Source organism: Streptomyces sp. NPDC006134 (genome assembly GCF_040628835.1).
Classification (GTDB): Bacteria; Actinomycetota; Actinomycetes; order Streptomycetales; family Streptomycetaceae; genus Streptomyces.
This window is the reverse complement of record NZ_JBEXTV010000011.1, coordinates 17,484-34,746: the sequence shown is the minus strand read 5'-3', so window position 1 is coordinate 34,746 and position 17,263 is coordinate 17,484. Positions and strand designations below refer to the sequence as shown.

Sequence of the window (17,263 nt, the reverse complement as noted above, 5' to 3'; positions counted from 1 at the left end):
CCGTCCCGGTGCGGATTCCGGCACCGGGGGCGGCGGCGGGCCGGCAGCCGTCAGGGCTTGCGTCCCACCGCGCCGTACCCCGGAATGATCCCGTCCTCCTGTCCGGGAACCGGCTCGCCCAGTTCGGGGTGCCACCGGTGGGGCACCTCGACGCCCGGTTCGATCAGCTCCAGGCCGTCGAAGAAGCGGGTGAACTCCTCGCGGGAGCGCAGGGCCAGGGTGACGCCCGCGGCCTTGAGCTTCTCGGTGGCCGCCCGCGACTCCTCGGGCGTGAAGTCGGCCGTGGCGTGGCTGATCACGAGGTGGCTGCCGGAGGGCAGTTCGGACAGAAGCCTGCGGACCAGCTCCCGGGCGCCGTCCTCGTCGGGGACGAAGTGCAGCAGCGCGATGAGCGACAGGGCGATCGGCCGGCTGAAGTCGAGGACCTTCCGGGCGCCGTCCAGGATGGCGTCCGGCTCTCGCACGTCGGCCTGCAGGTACTCCGTCGTCCCCTCGGGTGTGCCGCGCAGCAGGGCCGCCGCGTGGGCCAGCACGATGGGGTCGTTGTCGCAGTAGACGACGCGCGCGTCCGGCGCGATCTCCTGGGCCACCTGGTGGAGGTTGGGCTCGGTCGGTATGCCGGTTCCGATGTCCAGGAACTGCCGGACGCCGGCCCGGGCCAGCCAGCGCGTGGCACGGTGCATGAAGGCGCGGTTGACCCGGGCCATCACCGGAACCCTCGGGTCGAGGGCGAGCATCTGCCGGCCCATCTCCTCGTCGACCGGATAGTTGTCCTTGCCGCCGAGGTACCAGTCGTACATCCGCGCGGGGTGGGGCCTGGTCGTGTCGATTTCGACGGGGTGCTGCCCGGTCATGACGGACTCCATCACGTTGAGTGGAACGTTGAGTTGAACGACGAGTCGCACGACGAGTCGCGCGTCGCCTTGCACGTCGCCTTGAACGTCGGGGTGTCGCGGCGGTGGATGGCCGATGAGGCGTCAGATCTGTGGGGCGTCAGGTCTGTGGGGCGTCAGGTCTGTGGGGCGTCTGATCTGTGGGGCGTCTGATCTGTGGGGGGTCAGGTCGATGGGATGTCGGGTCTGTGCGGCGTCCGGCCTGTGAGGTGTCAGGCCCGTCGGAAAAGCGGGTGAAGCACTGAACAGTCACACATAGTCACAAACTATTACGCAGAGGAACCAATCCGCTGGACGCGGAGTCAGGACAGCAGGAAATCAGCCTCCCCCGCCTTGGCGCCCTCGATGAAGGCCGTCATCTCGTCGGACGTGTAGATCAGCGCCGGCCCGTCGGGGTCGGTGGACTGGCGCAGGGCGACCCGTCCGTCGGCCAGCTTCATCGCCTCCAGGCAGTTGCCGCCGTTGCCGCCGCTCCACGGCTTGTGCCAGCCCTCACTGCCCAGTTCGCGGGCGGGCATGCCGTTGTAGATGCGCTCACCGAGGATCCGCGGTGCGGGCTGGGGCATGATGCGTTCCATTCACAACTCCTTGCGGAGATCCTGGAGGATCTCCTTCGTACGATGTGCCGTGGCGGCCTGCGCCGCCATGCGGTCCATGACCTCCAGGTGGGTCGCCACCTCGGTGCGCGCGTCGAGGTAGACGGCTCCGGTCAGGTACTCGCTGTAGACCATGTCCGGGAGCTCCGGCACGGCGAACCGGAACAGCACGAAGGGCCCGTACGTGCCGGGGTGCGGCCCGTTCGCGAACGGGGCGACCTGCAACGTCACGTGGGGCAGCGCCGTGGCCTCCAGCAGCTTGTCGATCTGGGCGCGCATCACCTCGGGCCCCCCGACCGGGCGGCGCAGCACGGTCTCGTCCATCACGGCCCACAGCCGGGGCGCGTCCTCGCGGGTGAGCAGTTGCTGGCGCCGCATACGCAGGGCGACATGGCGCTCGATGTCGTCGGGCCGGGTCTGGCCGATGGCACCTGACATCAGCACCCCGCGCGCGTAGTCCTCGGTCTGCAACAGGCCGGGGACGAAGTGGGGGTCGTAGCTGCGGATGAGGCTGGCCGCACCCTCCAGGCTGACGTACATGGAGAACCAGCCGGGGAGGATGTCGTGGAACCGCTGCCACCACCCGGGCTTGTTGGCCTCCTCGGCCAGCTCGACGAACGCCTCGGCCTCCTCGTCGGGGACGCCGTACGCCTTCAGCAGCAACTGGAGATACGGGATCTTGAGCGCGACCTCGGCCGTCTCCATGCGGCGGACCGTGGCGGGGGCGACACGGAGGATGCGGGCGGCCTCCTCACGCTTCAGCCCGGCGCGTTCCCGCAGGTCCAGCAGGCGCCGGCCGAGGACGACCTGGCCGACCGTCGGCGCGGACCGCGGCTCACTCACGCTCCACCTCCACCTCCACGAAGGGTCCTGTACGGGTGACAGGCACGCCGGGCCGGCCGCACCGGTGGCCGACGGCCTGCCGACAGCCCGGCGGCGCCATTCGAAGACTTTTTCGAAGGTCTGGGCAGACCTTCGACGATCCGAAGTGGCGCCGCTCGACGTGCTGTTGCGAGCAGTGTGCCACGCCCGTCCACCCCGTCACGAAGCACTCTGCATTTTTCAGAGTGACTCTTGCCAAGTGTTCCCGGCGGGGCGATAGTGGCAAGCGTGATTCCGTCCGCGCCTTTAGGAACAGACGTCACCGGGAGCTTCGCCGGCCTCGGTGCCGTTTCGGAAGCCGGGCCTTCCCAGGCCCCCTCCGAGCGCCGGTTCCGCTTCGAACTGGCCGCGCATCCGGGCTCTCCCGCACAGGCCAGACGCCTGACGCGGGCCCGGCTGACCGGCTGGTCCGTGTGCGAGGACACCTGCGACACCGCGGCCCTGGTGGTCTCCGAGCTGGTCACCAACGCGATCGTGCACACCGCCAGCCGCCACGTCGTGTGCGAGCTCCACGACGATGACGACCTGGTACGCATAGCCGTACACGATGAGGGGTGTGCCCCCGGTCAGCCCCGGGCCGCCCGGCAGCAGCCGGAGGAGGAACACGGCCGAGGGCTGCTGCTGGTCGACGCCCTGTGTCACGCCTGGGGTGCCCACGAGCACGGCCCGGGGCTGCTGGTCTGGGCCGAGCTGCCCCGCACGGCCGGCGCGCCGCGCGCCCCGTCCGGCCCCCGGGACGACCTGGGCTGGGGCGCCCGTCCCAAGCCGGGACCGTCCGGCGGGCAGGATGAGGCCGGCGAGGCCGACGACTCCGGTGACACCGAGAGATCCGAGGGTTCCGGGAGCACCGGGAGCACCGGGAGCACCGGGAAGGCGGAGCCGGGGGCGGGGCCCGGGTCCGGGGAGCGGCAGGCGCACCAGGAAACGAGGGCCGAATGACTGTGAGGCCCGCGTCCGGCACCCGCGCGCTCGGACTGGACACGCTGGTCCGCCTCCAGCGCGGACTGCGCAGGCCGGGGGCGCTCCGGCGGCTGCCCGTGCCGGACGGCATGACGGCCCCGCTGGGCTGTGACGCGGTGGCGGTGCCCGCCCGCTTCGGGCCCTTGGTGATGCCCCGGCTGCCCCGTGTCGGATGTGTCTACGCCGACGAGGCGCACTGGTGGTGGATCGTCCCGTCCGACTCCGACTACGCCCTGGAGTGGCCCGCGCCCGCCCAGTACGCCACCGGCGCGGTTCTCCCGGACGCCCCGGACCTCCCCGGTCTCATCCACCGCCCGGACGGCACACTCCCCTATACGCCGCCGATCCCGCTCTACCTGGCGCTGTGCCGGCTGACCGGAACCACTCCGGCGTGGTCGAGGCCGGTGAACGCGTAGGCGTTCCGCAAGGCACCGGCCCGCCCTCTCCGAAGGCGGACCGACGGAGGCGGACCGACGGAGCCGGAGACCGGAGCCGGAGCCGTGTCCGGCACCGCGGGCCGTCCGCGCGGCGGCGGACGAGCGCCCGCCCGGTGTCCCGGCGGTGTCCCGGCGGTGTGCCGTACGGTCCGGTCCGCGCGGCGGCGGACGGCGACGCCGCCGGACGGTGTCGCGTCAGGCGGCGACGTCGCCGACGGGGTCGTCGCTCCGCACGATCACCAGGAACATGTCCGTCGCGAGGTCCATGACGACCTCCGCGGGAAGACCCTCCAGACGTCGCGCATGAGCGAACTCCTCCGCCGGCCAGGACCCTCGCGGGCCACCGGCGGGAAAACGTTCGAGCACTGTTCGCCCGTTCACCCCGCACCTCCAGGTAGCGCTGTACTCGTAGAGTTAAACGCCAACCATGGGGCATACGCCTCGGGCAGTGACGGTACTGAGACGTAGTTGACACCTGTTCACCGCGACGAGTGAGGAGAACCTCGGCCTTTCGGCTGTTTTCCTCACCCTCCGCGTCACTCCTCGTACTCGTCGTGATAGCGGATCCGCTCACTTCCCGCAGGCGCCCCGAGAGCCGTCGCGCGCCCCTTGGGTTCCTCCCACTCCTCCTGTCGGCCGAGTGCGGTCAGGTCCAGCAGGCTGGTGGTGGAGCCGAGGCCGTCGAGGCCGCGCTCGTACGTCGAGTAGGTGTGGAAGACGCGGTCGCGGTCCCGCAGGAAGCAGCTGAGGCCCGGCCGCTCGACGAGCTCGCCCTCGACGTCGAGCGTCACGTCGAAATCGAGGTTGAAGTCGCAGACGTACGACGAGTACCAGGGCAGCGTCCAGCCCATCCGCGCCTTGAACGGAAGGATCTTGGTGTACGGCGCCCGGGACACGGCCGCGAAGGAGGTGCCGCGGGCCCTCAGGTGCGCGAGGTGGCCGATCTGGTCCAGGAACGCCGAGCAGCTGCGGCAGCCGGCGTCCCATTCGGGAGCGAACATGAAGTGGTAGACGACGAGCTGATGCCGTCCCTCGAAGAGGTCCAGCAAGGAGACCTTGCCGTCGCCGCCCTCGAACACGTACTCCTTGTCGATCTGCACCATGGGCAGTCTGCGCCGCTCGGCGTTGAGCGCGTCACGCGCGCGCGTGGCCGCCTTCTCCTTGGCCAGTAAGGCCTCGCGTGCCGCGCGCCACTCCTCGCGCGAGACGATCTCGGGAAGCGACATGGGCTGGCTCCTCCTGTGCAACGGTCCCGTTCTGGTGGTGACCGGCGGCAGGAGCGGAACTCATCGCTGCGGGGCTCAGTTTTTCCCGGGCCCTCATCCCGGGCTCACATCCCGAGCTCTCACCTCGGGTGTCCGGCTTCGTTCACGCCGAACGACAGCACGTGGCCGCCTGCTGGCCGCCTGTGCTCGTAAGAGTGGCGGGTCGTGCGGGTGGTGGGGTCGGTGGGCCGTGCCGGCCAGCCGGTGGGGTGAGACCGGTGCGGTCGATCGGGCCGTCGGCCGCCGCGGACATCGCCGCGCAGGCGGTGGCCTCGTCCCCGGTCAGCGGGATCGGACTCGGCACCGGCCCTCGTCCCCAGCAGGTCGTTCCATTCGTTCCGCTGGTCGCTCGACAGCTTGCCGACCAGGTGGGCGATGCCCTCCAGGACTTTGACGGCGCCGTCCGGACTCACCTGCTCGTCTTCACTGCTCTCGATGGACCACAGGACGTCGGCCAATGCCTCGGCCAAGGCACGGGTCAGAGACGAGTACACGGGCATCAAGGCGGACTCCCGGCAGGTCGCGGCAGCACAGTCCGGCCGGGTGCCCCGCCCCTCAGGTGTCGTACCGCTGGATGCGCCGGCCGTGTCCGCGGTCGACGAGCGCGGGCAGCCGCTCCCCCAGCTCCCGGACGACGGCCGGCACGTCGAGGGTGAGCAGTTCCCGGTCGCGCATGAGGATCCGCCCGTCGACGATCGTCGTGCGGACGTCGGAGGCCCGGGCGCTGTGGACGAGGGTGGCGGCGAGGTCGTGGACGGGCTGGGTGTGCGGGCCGGTGAGGTCGACGAGCACGAGGTCGGCCCGCCGCCCCGGCGCGATGCTGCCGGCCAAGCCGGCGAGGCCCACCGCGCGGGCGCTCTGCAGCGTGGCGTGGTGCAGGGCCTGGCGGGCGGTCAGCCAGCGCGGGTCGCCTTCGGTGGACTTCTGGATCAGGGAGGTGAGCGCCATCGACTCCCACACGTCGAGGGAGTTGTTGGAGGCGGCGCCGTCCGTGGCGAGCCCCACGGGAATGCCGAGGTCGCGCAGGGCGCGGACGGGTGTGGTGGTGGGCCAGGCGAACTTGAGATAGCCGCGGGGCGCGGTGGCGACGGCCGTACGGCCGCCCGCGCGCGCGAGGACCGGCAGGTCGCGTTCGACGATGCCGGTGCCGTGGGCGATGAGGACGTCGGTGCCGAGGATGCCGGTGCGTTCCAGGATCTCGATGGGGGTGGCGCCGTGCCGGGCGAGGCTGGCGTCGGTCTGGGCGCGGTTCTCGGCGGCGTGCAGGTGCACGGGCAGGCCGTGGGCGTGGGCGAGGTCGGCGGTCGCGGTGAGGTCGGCGTCGTCCACGGTGTAGGGGGCGTGCGGGGCGAGGGCGGTGGTGATGCGGCCGCCGGCGGCTCCCCGGTGGCGCAGGGCGAACTCCAGGGACGCCTCCCTGCCCCGGGCGCCCTGCGAGGAGAAGTACGCCTGGCCCAGGTGGGCCCGCAGCCCGCACTCGGCGACGACGGCGGCGACCGCGTCCATCGCGAAGTAGTGGTCGGCGAAGCAGGTCACGCCGCCGCGGATCATCTCCGCGCAGGCGAGCCGGGCGCCGAGTGCGACGTCCCGCTCGGTCAGGTTGGACTCGACGGGCCAGACGACGTCGTTGAACCACTCCTCGGTGGGCAGGTCCTCGGCGAGTCCGCGCAGCGCGACCATCGGTGCGTGCGTGTGGCAGTTGATCAGTCCGGGCAGGGCGACCTGGCCACGCGCGTCGATCCGCTCGCGGGCCGGGAGACCGTCGGCCTCGGCGGCGGAGGTCACGGAGTCGATGATTCCGTCGCGTACGACGACGGCGGCGTCCTCCTGGAACGTGATCCGCTCGCGGCCGTCGTGGAGGAGGACGGTGCAGCCGGTGACGACGAGGTCGGCGGGTTCAGCGGGCCCGGCGGGATGAGCGGGTCCGGGGGGATGGGCGGGCCCGGGGGGATGGGCGGGATGGGCGGGCCCGGCGGCCCGCGGTGCGTCGGAAGGCGTCATCCCGCCAACGTACGGCGCCGGGACGGGGCCGGTCCCTCGCGGCGCTATCCGGCGAGGGGCAGTTCGGGCAGCCGCAGTCCCACGTGCTCGCGCCGCTGTTCGACCTCGGCCCGCAGGTCGGCGAGGCGTCCGGTGTGCCGGGGGGTGAGCCGGCCGGTGTCGTCGAGGTGCACGGCGCAGGCGGTGGTGGTGTCGACGAGCCGTTCGAGGGTGGCGGCGAGCTCGTCGGCGCCCTCGGTGTGCCGGGCGAGCGCGGGCAGCTCGGCGGAGGCGAGGGCGATGGCGGCGCGGGCCTCGGCGAGCGTGCGGTAGGCCTCGCGGCGCAGTTTCCAGCGGGTGGCGCGGTCGCCGGACCCGTCGAGCACGTGGGCGAGGTACGCCTGGGCGGCCACGCCCGCCGCGGCGAGCCGGTCCCGCACGCCCCCGCCGCGCTGTCCGGGCACCGGCAGATGGCCGACGATCAGCACGATCGCGCAGGCCAGCAGGGTCTCGCCGATGCGGCTGACGGAGGCCGGCGGCTCTCCGCCGGCCATGACCAGGGCGAGGACGAGGACGGTGACCACGGCGGTCTGGGCGGCGAAGTGCCGGGCGGCGACGGGGATGAGGGCGCCGCTGACCACCACGAGCGCGACGAGTCCGGCGGGCCGGGGCAGCAGGGCGGCGCAGGCGGCGAAGACGAGGGCCCCGAGCGCGGTCCCGGCGACGCGGCACAGCACACGCGAGACGAGCGGCCCGAGGTCGGGCTTGACGAGGAAGACGGCGGTGGCGGGCAGCCAGTACCAGTGCTGGTGCGGCCCGTACCAGTGGGTGTGGTGCAGGGCCTGGGCGACGGCGGCCCCGGCGCCGAAGCACAGGCCGGCGCGGAGCCCGTACTCCCGCCCGCCCGGACCGAGCACGGCCGGCAGCAGCTCCCGGACCGTACGCCTGCGGGAGTGCAGGGCGGCTCCCTCTCCCCGGTCGAAGGCCTCGGCGGCGTGCAGCAGCGCGTCGTCCAGGGCGCGCAGCCCGGGTGCCGACCGGCGAGGGGCGGGCAGCGGTCCGGTGGGCGTGTTGCCGCGCACGGCGGCGGCGAGCCGCCGGGGCCCCTCCCCCGCCCGCGCCGGAACCGCCTCGCCGGCCCAGGCGAGCGCGGTCGCGGCCTCGGCGAGGGGCAGGGCGGCGGCATACTGCGCGTGCAGCCGCCGCTCGGCCGCGGACGAGGCGTACCGCCGCAGCCGGGGCCCGGCGAGCGTGTCCTGCGCGTGGTCCAGGGCGGCGGTGAGCGCGGCGCGGCGCCGGGTGGCGTCGGGACCGCCGACGGCGTCGAGCAGGGCTGCGACGGCGTCGTAGACGTCGGCGACGGCCGCCCGCTCCCCGTCGAACCGGAAGCTGCCGGCGCGTGCGCCCGGGCTCGGCAGGACCAGCCGCAGCAGGAGGAGCCAGCCGGCCCCCGCGAGGAAGATCAGCGACCGCTGCCACCCCGGCTCGGGCAACGGCATCCCGGCCCCCACCGCGGCGGCGACCAGCACCTGCGTCCCGGAGGCGGAGGCCACGGGCCCGGCGGCACTGATCCCGCCGGCCGCGCAGCCGAGGGCGGTGAGCACCAGCGTCAGCGCGACCGCGCCCAGGTGTCCCCCCGCATACGTGCCGACGAGCAGCCCGCCCGCACCGGCGAGCGCGGGCACCCCGATCCGCTTGACGGAGGAGCGCCGGCTGCCCGGCCGGTCGTTGACCCCGGCCAGCATGGCGCCTATGGCGGCCACGACACCGGCGGAGGGCCGCCCCGTCAGGACGGCGGCGAGCAGGAGGGGCCCGGCGGCCAGCGCACCCCGGACGACCGCGCTCCAGGGCACGGGCCCGCGCTGGGCGCGCAGGGCATGGCCGAGCCAGGGCGGAAGTGCGGGGACTGCGGGACGGGACACGTGGCTCCTGTCGACTGGTCGAGGGCGGGGGTGAGCCTTCGGGCGACGGTGGCCGGGCTGTGGGGTGAGGGTGTCCAGGGTAGGGGGTGTTCGTGGAAGTGGGGAAACGGGCGCATTTCGGGCGTGTGACGGATGGGTGGGGAGAGGCCTCGGGGCGGCCGGAGACGGGAGGGGGAGACAGGGCGGAGGGCGAGGCGTGAGGAGCGAGGGTGAGGGCTGAGAGGGGAGCGCCGGGCGCCCGGCGGGCCGGGACGGCGACCGGGGACAGCGGACCGGGACGGACACCGGGGGCAGCGGACCGGGACGGACACCGGGGGCAGCGGACCGGGACGGACACCGGGGACGACGGACCGTGGAGAAGGCCCGGACTCCTAGAAAGCGCCGGCCGGCGTCCGGGCCTTCTCCACGGCCTGCCCGAACAGCGTCTCGGCGTCGGCGACCGCCCGGCGCAACGCCTCCGGGTCCGGCCGCAGACCGCCCAGGAGCGCGTCGGCCGCGCCCAGCCCGGCCCGCTCCACCAGCCCCTTCTCGTTGGTGACCCACTCGCCGCGTGCCGCCAGCACCGCGTGTGCCGTCTGGGTGGCGGCGAGCGCGATCGCGCCGGCGACCTGGGTGAGGGCGCCCCTGGGGGCATGTCCGGCCTTGGCGTAGGCGAGGGTGGCGGCGGCCATGCCGTACCAGCGTTCGGGAGCGGTCCGGCGGAGCGGCTCCGGGTAGGCGGGGCGGGGCAGGGTGCCCCGCAGCACCCTGTTGACCGCGAGTTCCGCGACGACCAGGTAGGTCGGGATGCCGGCCAGGTGGAACATCAGCGGCTCGATGCCGAAGCGCCCGGCCTCCGCCTCCGCCAGCGTGTGCTCGACGACGTCGAGGTCCCGGTAGTGGACGTCGGCCCGCCGCCCGTCGATCGTCAGCCAGGCGCCCCCGTTGAAGACGCCGCCGCCCCAGCCGCCGATCTCGGAGACCTCGCCCTCCCAGCCGACGGCGCGGAGGTCGGCGGGGTCGAAGGTGCCTCGGTAGTAGATCGCCAGGTCCCAGTCGCTGTCGGGGCGGTGGCTGCCCTGGGCGCGGGAGCCGCCGAGCGTCACGGCCCGGACGGCGGGGAGGGCGGCGAGACGGTCGGCGGTGGTGTCGAGGAAGGTCTGGTCCGTGGGATCGGTGGGATCCGTGACGTCCTTGGGGGAGGACACTGCTGAGGCTCCTTCCGGCAGGAGGTGTGGCGTCGACGGGCAGCGTATGCGGATCTCCGGTCGCGCTGCGAGGGATGACGCGGGCGGTGAAAGCCTCCGGAGCCGAAAGCGGCCGAGGAAAAAGCGGATGCGGACGCGAGCGGAACGAAGGACGATCGGGAAGCCGTCCGCCACCCGTCCGAGGAGCGCCCATGGTCCAGCGCGTCACCGTCGCCGGTCTCTTCCCGCCGCCGGCCTATGCCCACGCCTCCGTCGTCGAGGCCGGGACGAAACTCGCCTTCCTGGCCGGAGCGGTACCGCTCGACGCCGACGGCAAGCTGGTCGGCGAGGGCGACCCCGTCCGGCAGGCCGAGCAGGTGATCGCGAATCTCGGTGCGCAACTGCGCGCCGTCGGCAGCGATCTCCCACACGTCGTGACCACGGACGTATACGTCGTGAGCGGCGATCCCGCGGACCTGACCGCCGTCTGGGAAGTGGTGAGGGCGTCCGGCCTGAGCGCCGGTCCGCACTCGTCGACACTGATCGGAGTGGCCTGCCTCGGATATCCGGGGCAGCTGGTGGAGATCACGGCCACGGCCGTCGTGCCGGAGGGCGCCCACCCGTGAGGCGCCCGGTTCCGGCATCCTGCGGCGGCGCGGACGCACCTCCGCCAGGACCGGACACACCCCCGCCAAGACCGGACGCACCACTTCCGCGGCCTCGGCGTACTTCTCGCCCCTTGGCGTACTTGTCCGTCGCCGCCACCAGCAGATCGGCCACCTCGGGCGCGCCCGCGCCGTGCCCGGCCTCGTCCACGACCAGCAGCTCGCTCGCCGGCCAGGCGTGGTGCAGCCGCCATACGGTGCCGAGCAGGTTGCCCGGGTCGAGGCCGCCCTGGACCAGGGTGCCGGGAATGTGCCCGATCAGATGGGCGTCGCGCAGGACGACGCCCTCGTCGTTGCCCTCGCCCAGGAAGTGGCCGTTGCCCCAGTAGTGGGTCACGGTCCGCGCGAAGCCCATGCGGAAGACCGGGTCCTCGTAGCGCTCCACCGAGCGCGGCGGGGCCGAGGCGATCGCCGTCTCCCAGTCGGTCCAGGCACGTGCCGCCCGCTCCCGCACCCGCGGGTCGGGGGATTCCAGCAGCCGGTTGTACGCGGCGGCGAGGTTGCCGTCCCGCTCGTCCTCCGGCAGCACGGACAGGAAGCGTTCGAAGGCGTCCGGGAAGAACCTGCCGAGCCCTCTGGTCAGCAGGGTGACCTCGGGGTCGGAACCGGTCGCGACCGCCGTGAGCACCAGCTCGGTCACGGCGCCGGGGTGCGTCTGCGCGTACCGCAGCGCGAGCACCGATCCCCACGACGCGCCCCAGACCAGCCACCGTTCGACGCCCAGGTGCCGGCGCAGCAGCTCCAGGTCGGCGATGAGGTGGGCCGTGGTGTTGACGCTCATGTCGGTGCCGTACGCGCTCGCGTGCGGTGTCGAACGCCCGCAGCCTCGCTGGTCGAGCAGCACGATCCGGTACGCGTCCGGGTCGAAGAACCGCCGCAGCGGCGGCGTGCAGCCGGACCCCGGGCCGCCGTGCAGGACCACTGCGGGCTTGCCGCGCGGGTTGCCGCAGACCTCCCAGTGGACGCGGTTGCCGTCACCGACGTCGAGCATGCCGTGGTCGTACGGTTCTATCTCCGGATAGAGGCCCATCGGAGCACCGTAGGACCTCTGCGGCGGCACGGTCACCTCATTTCGGGCCCCATCGGCCGGACCCGGGGGACGGCTGCGGCGGCAGCCCCGCCGCATCGGCCGCCGTGCGCAGTACCTCCCGCAGCATCGCGGGCGTGAGCCTGCCGGTGAACGTGTTGCGCTGGCTGACGTGGAAGCACCCGAAGAGGTCGATCCCGTCGAGGGGGACCCGGGTGCCGTGCGCGAAGGCCGGCCTCGGCCTGGGCACGCTCCAGCCGGCCTCGGCGAACGCGGGCAGCGCGGCCTGCCAGCCGAAGCCGCCGAGCACGACCACGGCGCGCAGGGTCGGCCGCAGCAGCCTCAGCTCCTGCACGAGCCACGGCCGGCAGGTGTCCCGTTCCCCGGGGGTGGGCTTGTTGGCGGGCGGGGCGCAGTGCACCGGCGAGGTGACGCGCACGCCGTACAGTTCCAGGCCGTCGTCGGCGGTGACGGAGGTGGGCTGCGAGGCGAGACCCACGTCGTACAGCGCCTCGTACAGCACGTCACCGGAGCGGTCGCCGGTGAACATCCGGCCGGTGCGGTTCCCGCCGTGCGCGGCCGGGGCGAGCCCGACGATCAGCAGGCGGGCGTCCGGCGGGCCGAAACCCGGGACCGGCCGGCCCCAGTACGTCCAGTCGGCGAAGGCGGCCCGTTTCGTGCGCGCCACCTCCTCCCGCCAGGCGACCAGCCGCGAGCAGGCCCGGCACCCGGCGATCCGTTCATCGAGTACGGCGAGGGCGCTGGTGTCCATGCGTCCACCGTAGGACGCCCGCTCGCCCGGCGGGTCACGCCGTCCGGTGATCGGCGAACCCGGCAGCCGGGCCGGGGAGCTAAGGTCGGGGGCATGGCTTCCGAGCGCGACGAGGACACATACGGCGGGACGGCCGACCCAGGGGCCTCCTCCGGGACGCGGACCGGCGGCAGGACCGGAGCCGGGACCGGGACCGGGGGCCGGAGCGAGGCCGAGGACGGACACGACGGGAACGGGCACGGCGGGGAACCCGGTGCATCCACCGGTACCAGCACCGGCACCAGCACCGGCACCGGCACCGATATCGGTGCCGCAGCGCCCGCCGTCGACCCGAAGACCGCCGCCGCGATCGCCGCCGCCGAGGCGGCCGGGCCGCAGAACGGCGAGACCGTCCGCATCGACAGCTGGATCTGGGCCGTACGCCTGGTCAAGACCCGGTCGATCGGCGCGACCGCCTGCCGGGGCGGGCACGTCCGCGTCAACGGCGAGCGGGTGAAGCCCGCGTACTCCGTGCGCGTCGGCGACGAGGTGCGCCTGCGGCACGAGGGCCGGGAGCGGATCGTGGTCGTCAAGCGGCTGATCCGCAAGCGGGTCGGCGCCCCGGTGGCCGCCCAGTGCTACATCGACAACTCCCCGCCGCCACCGCCGCGTGAGGCCATCGCTCCGGCGGGCATCCGCGACCGCGGCGCGGGCCGCCCGACCAAGCGGGAGCGCCGGGAGCTGGAACGTCTGCGCGGGCTGGGCGGCCGCCCCGAAGGACGCTGACGTCCGCAGGCCCACGCGGCCGGTCCACCGGCGACGCGCGCACCCGGCCCGTGTCGCCTCCTCCTCCCCCGGCCCCCGGTCCCCCGCCCCCCGGTCCCCCGGCCCCCGCCTCACCCGGGCAGCCGGGAGGCCGGGAAGGGAAACCATCCGTGCCCGATGTACCAGTGGCCGCCCGCCCGCAGGTGGTCCCCGACGGCACGCTCCACCGAGGTCCGCCGCGGCAGGCCCTCCACCGGCAGGCCGGGGTTCCCGAAGACGAACCGGACGGGCACGGTGTCGTCCGGCTCGGTGTCCTCGTGGGCCACCCGGAAGCGCTGCTGGAAGCGGACGATGTTGGATTCGGGGTCCAGGTACTTCCTCAGCTGCGGATCGAGCAGCCAGGAGTGGCACATCGCCGCGCGGTACGGCTCCTCGGGGAAGTGCCGTGCGAAGAACTCCCGGGCCATCTCCAGGGAGTGGTCGCAGGCGGCCGGCGAGAGAGGGCCGCGGAAGCCGGGGATGTGCAGGTCGAGGCAGGGCGTGCCCGGCGCCGCGTCCAGCCCGGCCGCCGCGAGCACCGGCGCCGTGCGCCGCCCCACCCGCGTCCGCTCGTACTGCAGCCGTCCCAGCTGGAACAGCTCTCCCCGGAAGTGGCGGGCCAGCCACACCGTCTCCCGCAACCCTCCCTCACCGTGCCATCTGCGGTGGACCGCCATGTTCCGCCCCAGGTCGGCGAGGGTCCGCCGGGTGACGTCGGACGGAATGCCGCGCTCCCGGTGGTACGCGCGCGTGTACGGCAGTGCGGCGACGAACACGTACACGGCGAAGTAGTCACCCAGTGCCCGGGGCGCCTCGGCGACGCGCTCGCCGAGGCGCACCTGCCCGTCCGTCTTCCCGCCCGTCTCCTTCCCGCCCGTCCCTCCGATGTCCCGCACCAGTTCCTCGACGCACTCCCCCAGGAGCCGCATCGCCCCGCCGTCCCCCGTCAGCACCCGGCGCAGTCCGACCAGGACGTCGATGTCCTCGTGCGGCACCGCCAGGTCGAGCAGGATCTCGGGCAACTCGTCGGCGTCCGGCAGCACGGACCGCCTCCCCTCCTCGACGTCCCCGCGAGCGCTCGGCGGCTTCCGAGCCCTCCTGGAGAACGTCCCACGGGAAGAGTACGTTTCCAGCAGGAGCGGTGATTCCGATACGTACAGGCAGTGAAGACACGTACGGGCAGTGAAGACACGTACGGGCAGTGAAGACACGTACGGGCAGTGAAGATGCGTACGGGCAGTGAAGATGCGTACGGGCAGTGAACCGGTGACCGCGCGCAGTGCGCTGCGGGCGCGCTTGTGGCTGTGCGCGTGGGGCGTGGTCTGGACGGTCTTCGGAACGGTCGCGTTCGTCCTCATCGGACACCCCGGCTGGGCGGCGGCCTGCGCAGCGCTGTGGCTGGTCGTCATGATCGACCTGACGCTCGTCCTCAGGCACATCCGCCAGGGCCCGCACTACCAGCCGGGCCACGACGTCCCGCCGTACCGGCCGCCGGACGACCCCCCGTAGGGAGAACGCCCCCACAGGGCGGGCACCCCTGCAGGGCGGGCGGCGTCCGGCGAGCGGGACCGGCCGCCCAGCCGCCCGGCCGCCCGGGCGTCTCAGACGTCGAAGTCCGCCCGCTGCAGGTACTCGGGGTTGGGGTCCAGGGCGGCCGCCAGACGGAAATGACGCCTGGCCTGGTCGGGGCGCCCCTGGCGCTCGTAGGTCCGGGCGAGCGCGAAGTGCGCGAACGCGTTGTCCGGCTCGCGCTCCAGGACCACGGTGAACTCCAGCTCCGCGGGCCGCAGTTGTGCCGCCAGGAAGAAGGCACGCGCGCGCAGCAGCCGCGCCGCGGTGTTCTCGGGGTGGGCGGCGACGACCTTGTCGAGCAGTTTCACCGCGCCCCGCGGGTCCCGCGCCGCGAGAAGCTGCTCGGCGGCACGGAAGTCGATGACGTGCGTCTCCGGAGTACGTCCGGTGGAACCACTGGTCTCGGGCACGGCACAGTCCTTCCCTCGCTGGGAGCGTTCAACGCCCGCGCGCGTGCCGCTATTCCTGGGGCGACCGGGGCTGCCGGGCCGTCCGGCCGGACGTGTGCGCCCTGTGGGCCAGCTCGGCCCACACCTCCTTCACCCGGCGCCGCAGCTCCTCCAGCGGTACGTCGTTGTCGATGACGATGTCCGCGATCTCCCGGCGCTGCTCGCTCGTCGCCTGGGCGGCCATACGCGCGCGTGCGTCCTCCTCGCTCATCCCACGCAGGCGCACCAGCCGGTCGAGCCGGGTGGCGGGGGCGGCCTCGACGACGACCACGACGTCGTACAGCGGGGCCAGGCCGTTCTCCGTGAGGAGAGGGACGTCGTGGACGACGACGGCGTCCTCGGCGGCGGCCTCTTCCAGCTCGCGGGAGCGGGCGCCGACCAGGGGGTGCACGATCGCGTTGAGGGCGGCCAGCTTCTCCGGGTCGGCGAAGACGAGGGAGCCCAGCCTGGGCCGGTCCAGTGCGCCGTCCTCGGTGAGCACGTCCTCGCCGAAGGCCGCCACGACCGCGGCGAGCCCGGGCGTACCGGGCTCGACGACCTCGCGCGCGATGCGGTCCGCGTCGATCAGCACGGCCCCGCATTCGACGAGCAGCCGCGACACCTCGCTCTTTCCGGCGCCGATCCCGCCGGTCAGGCCCACGGACAGCATGCCGCGCCTCCACTCTCACCACCCCCGCCGACGCGGGGGAGACTTGCCGACTCCGATGCCGCCGGTCAGATCCACCGGGCCGGCCCGCAGGGGCGGGAACGGGTGGGACGCGGCCATCCGGCAGCGTATCCGATCAGCCGTCCCCCTCCCGCTCCGCCAGGAACTTCTCGAACTCCCGCCCGATCTCCTCCGCCGAGGGGATCTCGACGGGCTCGGCGAGCATGTTGCCGCGGGTCTCGGCGCCCGCAGCGGCGTCGTACTGGTGCTCCAGGCCCTGGACGAGCGCGGTGAGTTCCTCGTCGCCCTCGCGGATCTGCCGTTCGATCTCCGTCTGCGTGCGGTGGGCGTCCGTGCGCAGGGAGTGCGCGATGCCGGGCAGCACCAGGCCGGTCGCCGCCGTGATGGCCTCCAGGACGGTCAGCGCCGCGTCCGGGTACGGCGACCGGGCGATGTAGTGCGGCACGTGCGCGGCGACGCCCAGGACGTCGTGCCCGGCCTGCAGGAGCCGGTACTCGATCAGCGACTCGGCGCTGCCGGGAACCTGCGCCTCCTCGAAGGGGCTGCGGTGGCCGGGGACGAGGTCGGTGCGGTTGCCGTGCGGGGTGAGGCCCACGGGACGGGTGTGCGGGACGCCCATGGGGATGCCGTGGAAGTTCACGGACAGGCGGACGCCGAGCCGCTCCACGATCTGCCGGACGGCCGCGGCGAAGCGCTCCCACTCCACGTCCGGCTCGGGGCCCGACAGCAACAGGAAGGGCGCTCCGGTGGCGTCCTGGACGATCCGCACCTCGAGGGCGGGGTCCTCGTAACCGGTCCACCGGTCGCGTTTGAAGGTCAGCAGCGGGCGGCGGGCCCGGTAGTCCACGAGCCGGTCGTGGTCGAAACGGGCCACGACCTGGTGGGGCAGCGAGTCGAGCAGCCGGTCGACGATCTGGTCGCCGGTCTCACCCGCGTCGATGTATCCGTCGAAGTGGTAGAGCATGACAAGGCCGGCCGACTCCTGGGCGAGCGCCATGTCGACCACGGCCAGGCCCTTCGGCTCCCATGCGTACAAACCCTGCGGATCAAGCACAGTGACCGCTCCTCCTCGTGTTCGTACGGCACAACGTGCCGCGGGGCGCGGGCATTCCCCGTCCACGCCCCTGATCAGGCCCTTCTTTACCCCCTCTTCACCCGCGCGGCCGGCCTCTCGCGGCGAGGGCACGCGCGCGGAAGGCGCCGCGGCGAGGGCACGCGCGCGTGCAG

At 73.5% G+C, this 17,263-nt stretch carries 19 protein-coding genes and 1 pseudogene; 5 read left to right on the top strand and 15 right to left on the bottom strand.

Annotation, left to right across the window (positions count from 1 at the left end):
- Nucleotides 1-50 precede the first annotated feature (50 nt).
- The 3 genes from ABZ340_RS09625 to ABZ340_RS09615 form a co-directional block, all read right to left on the bottom strand.
- Nucleotides 51-854: an SAM-dependent methyltransferase gene (locus ABZ340_RS09625; protein ID WP_358781193.1), complete on the bottom strand. Its 804-nt coding sequence runs from the start codon at nucleotides 852-854 to the stop codon at nucleotides 51-53.
- 341 nt (nucleotides 855-1,195) lie between these two features.
- Nucleotides 1,196-1,471 carry a DUF397 domain-containing protein gene (locus ABZ340_RS09620; RefSeq protein WP_358781192.1) on the bottom strand — a complete coding sequence of 92 codons (276 nt, stop codon included), beginning with the start codon at nucleotides 1,469-1,471 and terminating at the stop codon, nucleotides 1,196-1,198.
- Entirely contained in the window at nucleotides 1,472-2,332 is an 861-nt protein-coding gene (locus ABZ340_RS09615) for a helix-turn-helix transcriptional regulator (protein WP_358781191.1), read from the bottom strand. It lies immediately after the preceding gene.
- Between the two features lie 258 nt (nucleotides 2,333-2,590).
- Here ABZ340_RS09615 and ABZ340_RS09610 point away from each other — a divergent pair, with 258 nt between their 5' ends.
- Nucleotides 2,591-3,310 (top strand): ATP-binding protein, encoded by a 720-nt coding sequence (locus tag ABZ340_RS09610; RefSeq protein ID WP_358781190.1) that lies wholly within the window; start codon nucleotides 2,591-2,593, stop codon nucleotides 3,308-3,310.
- Complete coding sequence (locus ABZ340_RS09605) at nucleotides 3,307-3,747, top strand: hypothetical protein (RefSeq protein WP_358781189.1); 441 nt, start codon at nucleotides 3,307-3,309, stop codon at nucleotides 3,745-3,747. Before ABZ340_RS09610 ends, ABZ340_RS09605 begins: the two co-directional genes overlap by 4 nt.
- Before the next feature lie 216 nt (nucleotides 3,748-3,963).
- Here ABZ340_RS09605 and ABZ340_RS09600 read toward each other — a convergent pair whose 3' ends face one another.
- The 6 genes from ABZ340_RS09600 to ABZ340_RS09575 all read right to left on the bottom strand — a co-directional run bounded on the left by ABZ340_RS09600 (nucleotide 3,964) and on the right by ABZ340_RS09575 (nucleotide 10,122).
- Nucleotides 3,964-4,149, bottom strand: coding sequence for a hypothetical protein (locus ABZ340_RS09600; protein WP_358781188.1), 186 nt, complete (start codon nucleotides 4,147-4,149; stop codon nucleotides 3,964-3,966).
- Nucleotides 4,150-4,304: 155 nt separating this feature from the next.
- The gene (locus ABZ340_RS09595; RefSeq protein WP_358781187.1) at nucleotides 4,305-4,994 is read right to left on the bottom strand and encodes a DUF899 domain-containing protein; all 690 of its coding nucleotides are present in this window, start codon (nucleotides 4,992-4,994) and stop codon (nucleotides 4,305-4,307) included.
- 119 nt (nucleotides 4,995-5,113) lie between these two features.
- Nucleotides 5,114-5,533, bottom strand: coding sequence for a hypothetical protein (locus tag ABZ340_RS09590; protein ID WP_358781186.1), 420 nt, complete (start codon nucleotides 5,531-5,533; stop codon nucleotides 5,114-5,116).
- Nucleotides 5,534-5,588: 55 nt separating this feature from the next.
- Nucleotides 5,589-7,034, bottom strand: a complete 1,446-nt coding sequence (locus ABZ340_RS09585; protein WP_358781185.1) for an amidohydrolase — start codon at nucleotides 7,032-7,034, stop codon at nucleotides 5,589-5,591.
- A 44-nt stretch (nucleotides 7,035-7,078) separates the two neighbouring features.
- Entirely contained in the window at nucleotides 7,079-8,935 is a 1,857-nt protein-coding gene (locus ABZ340_RS09580; protein ID WP_358781184.1) for an FUSC family protein, read from the bottom strand.
- 371 nt (nucleotides 8,936-9,306) lie between these two features.
- Nucleotides 9,307-10,122, bottom strand: a complete 816-nt coding sequence (locus tag ABZ340_RS09575) for a nucleotidyltransferase domain-containing protein (RefSeq protein WP_358781183.1) — start codon at nucleotides 10,120-10,122, stop codon at nucleotides 9,307-9,309.
- 191 nt (nucleotides 10,123-10,313) lie between these two features.
- On the opposite strand from ABZ340_RS09575, the gene ABZ340_RS09570 reads away from it, so the two are divergent.
- Complete coding sequence (locus ABZ340_RS09570) at nucleotides 10,314-10,727, top strand: RidA family protein (RefSeq protein WP_358781182.1); 414 nt, start codon at nucleotides 10,314-10,316, stop codon at nucleotides 10,725-10,727.
- A gap of 109 nt (nucleotides 10,728-10,836) precedes the next feature.
- Here ABZ340_RS09570 and pip read toward each other — a convergent pair.
- Nucleotides 10,837-11,796 (bottom strand): annotated as a pseudogene (gene pip / locus ABZ340_RS09565) (prolyl aminopeptidase); the annotation flags it as partial.
- A gap of 37 nt (nucleotides 11,797-11,833) precedes the next feature.
- Entirely contained in the window at nucleotides 11,834-12,565 is a 732-nt protein-coding gene (locus ABZ340_RS09560) for a uracil-DNA glycosylase (protein WP_358781181.1), read from the bottom strand.
- Nucleotides 12,566-12,868: 303 nt separating this feature from the next.
- On the opposite strand from ABZ340_RS09560, the gene ABZ340_RS09555 reads away from it, so the two are divergent.
- Nucleotides 12,869-13,330 (top strand): RNA-binding S4 domain-containing protein, encoded by a 462-nt coding sequence (locus ABZ340_RS09555; RefSeq protein WP_358781295.1) that lies wholly within the window; start codon nucleotides 12,869-12,871, stop codon nucleotides 13,328-13,330.
- 110 nt (nucleotides 13,331-13,440) lie between these two features.
- On the opposite strand, the gene ABZ340_RS09550 is transcribed toward ABZ340_RS09555, so the two are convergent.
- On the bottom strand, nucleotides 13,441-14,391 hold the full coding sequence (locus ABZ340_RS09550; RefSeq protein WP_358781180.1) for an acyltransferase domain-containing protein: 951 nt from the start codon (nucleotides 14,389-14,391) through the stop codon (nucleotides 13,441-13,443).
- Nucleotides 14,392-14,593: 202 nt separating this feature from the next.
- Here ABZ340_RS09550 and ABZ340_RS09545 point away from each other — a divergent pair, with 202 nt between their 5' ends.
- Entirely contained in the window at nucleotides 14,594-14,857 is a 264-nt protein-coding gene (locus ABZ340_RS09545) for a DUF6343 family protein (protein WP_358781179.1), read from the top strand.
- 92 nt (nucleotides 14,858-14,949) lie between these two features.
- Here the strand turns inward: ABZ340_RS09545 and ABZ340_RS09540 are convergent, their stop codons facing one another.
- The 3 genes from ABZ340_RS09540 to ABZ340_RS09530 all read right to left on the bottom strand — a co-directional run bounded on the left by ABZ340_RS09540 (nucleotide 14,950) and on the right by ABZ340_RS09530 (nucleotide 17,090).
- Complete coding sequence (locus tag ABZ340_RS09540) at nucleotides 14,950-15,330, bottom strand: tetratricopeptide repeat protein (protein ID WP_358781178.1); 381 nt, start codon at nucleotides 15,328-15,330, stop codon at nucleotides 14,950-14,952.
- Nucleotides 15,331-15,379: 49 nt separating this feature from the next.
- Nucleotides 15,380-16,018 carry a dephospho-CoA kinase gene (gene coaE / locus ABZ340_RS09535; RefSeq protein ID WP_358781177.1) on the bottom strand — a complete coding sequence of 213 codons (639 nt, stop codon included), beginning with the start codon at nucleotides 16,016-16,018 and terminating at the stop codon, nucleotides 15,380-15,382.
- 133 nt (nucleotides 16,019-16,151) lie between these two features.
- Nucleotides 16,152-17,090 carry a PAC2 family protein gene (locus tag ABZ340_RS09530; RefSeq protein ID WP_358781176.1) on the bottom strand — a complete coding sequence of 313 codons (939 nt, stop codon included), beginning with the start codon at nucleotides 17,088-17,090 and terminating at the stop codon, nucleotides 16,152-16,154.
- Between the last annotated feature and the right edge of the window lie 173 nt (nucleotides 17,091-17,263).

What these genes read in the sequence shown, in the direction of transcription:
- ABZ340_RS09545 (WP_358781179.1), top strand. Translation starts at nt 14,594, where the DNA reads ATGCGTACGGGCAGTGAACCGGTGACCGCGCGCAGTGCGCTGCGGGCG.
- coaE (WP_358781177.1), bottom strand. Translation starts at nt 16,018, where the DNA reads ATGCTGTCCGTGGGCCTGACCGGCGGGATCGGCGCCGGAAAGAGCGAG.
- ABZ340_RS09570 (WP_358781182.1), top strand. Translation starts at nt 10,314, where the DNA reads ATGGTCCAGCGCGTCACCGTCGCCGGTCTCTTCCCGCCGCCGGCCTAT.
- ABZ340_RS09625 (WP_358781193.1), bottom strand. Translation starts at nt 854, where the DNA reads ATGACCGGGCAGCACCCCGTCGAAATCGACACGACCAGGCCCCACCCC.
- ABZ340_RS09560 (WP_358781181.1), bottom strand. Translation starts at nt 12,565, where the DNA reads ATGGACACCAGCGCCCTCGCCGTACTCGATGAACGGATCGCCGGGTGC.
- ABZ340_RS09590 (WP_358781186.1), bottom strand. Translation starts at nt 5,533, where the DNA reads ATGCCCGTGTACTCGTCTCTGACCCGTGCCTTGGCCGAGGCATTGGCC.
- ABZ340_RS09595 (WP_358781187.1), bottom strand. Translation starts at nt 4,994, where the DNA reads ATGTCGCTTCCCGAGATCGTCTCGCGCGAGGAGTGGCGCGCGGCACGC.
- ABZ340_RS09620 (WP_358781192.1), bottom strand. Translation starts at nt 1,471, where the DNA reads ATGGAACGCATCATGCCCCAGCCCGCACCGCGGATCCTCGGTGAGCGC.
- ABZ340_RS09585 (WP_358781185.1), bottom strand. Translation starts at nt 7,034, where the DNA reads ATGACGCCTTCCGACGCACCGCGGGCCGCCGGGCCCGCCCATCCCGCC.
- ABZ340_RS09605 (WP_358781189.1), top strand. Translation starts at nt 3,307, where the DNA reads ATGACTGTGAGGCCCGCGTCCGGCACCCGCGCGCTCGGACTGGACACG.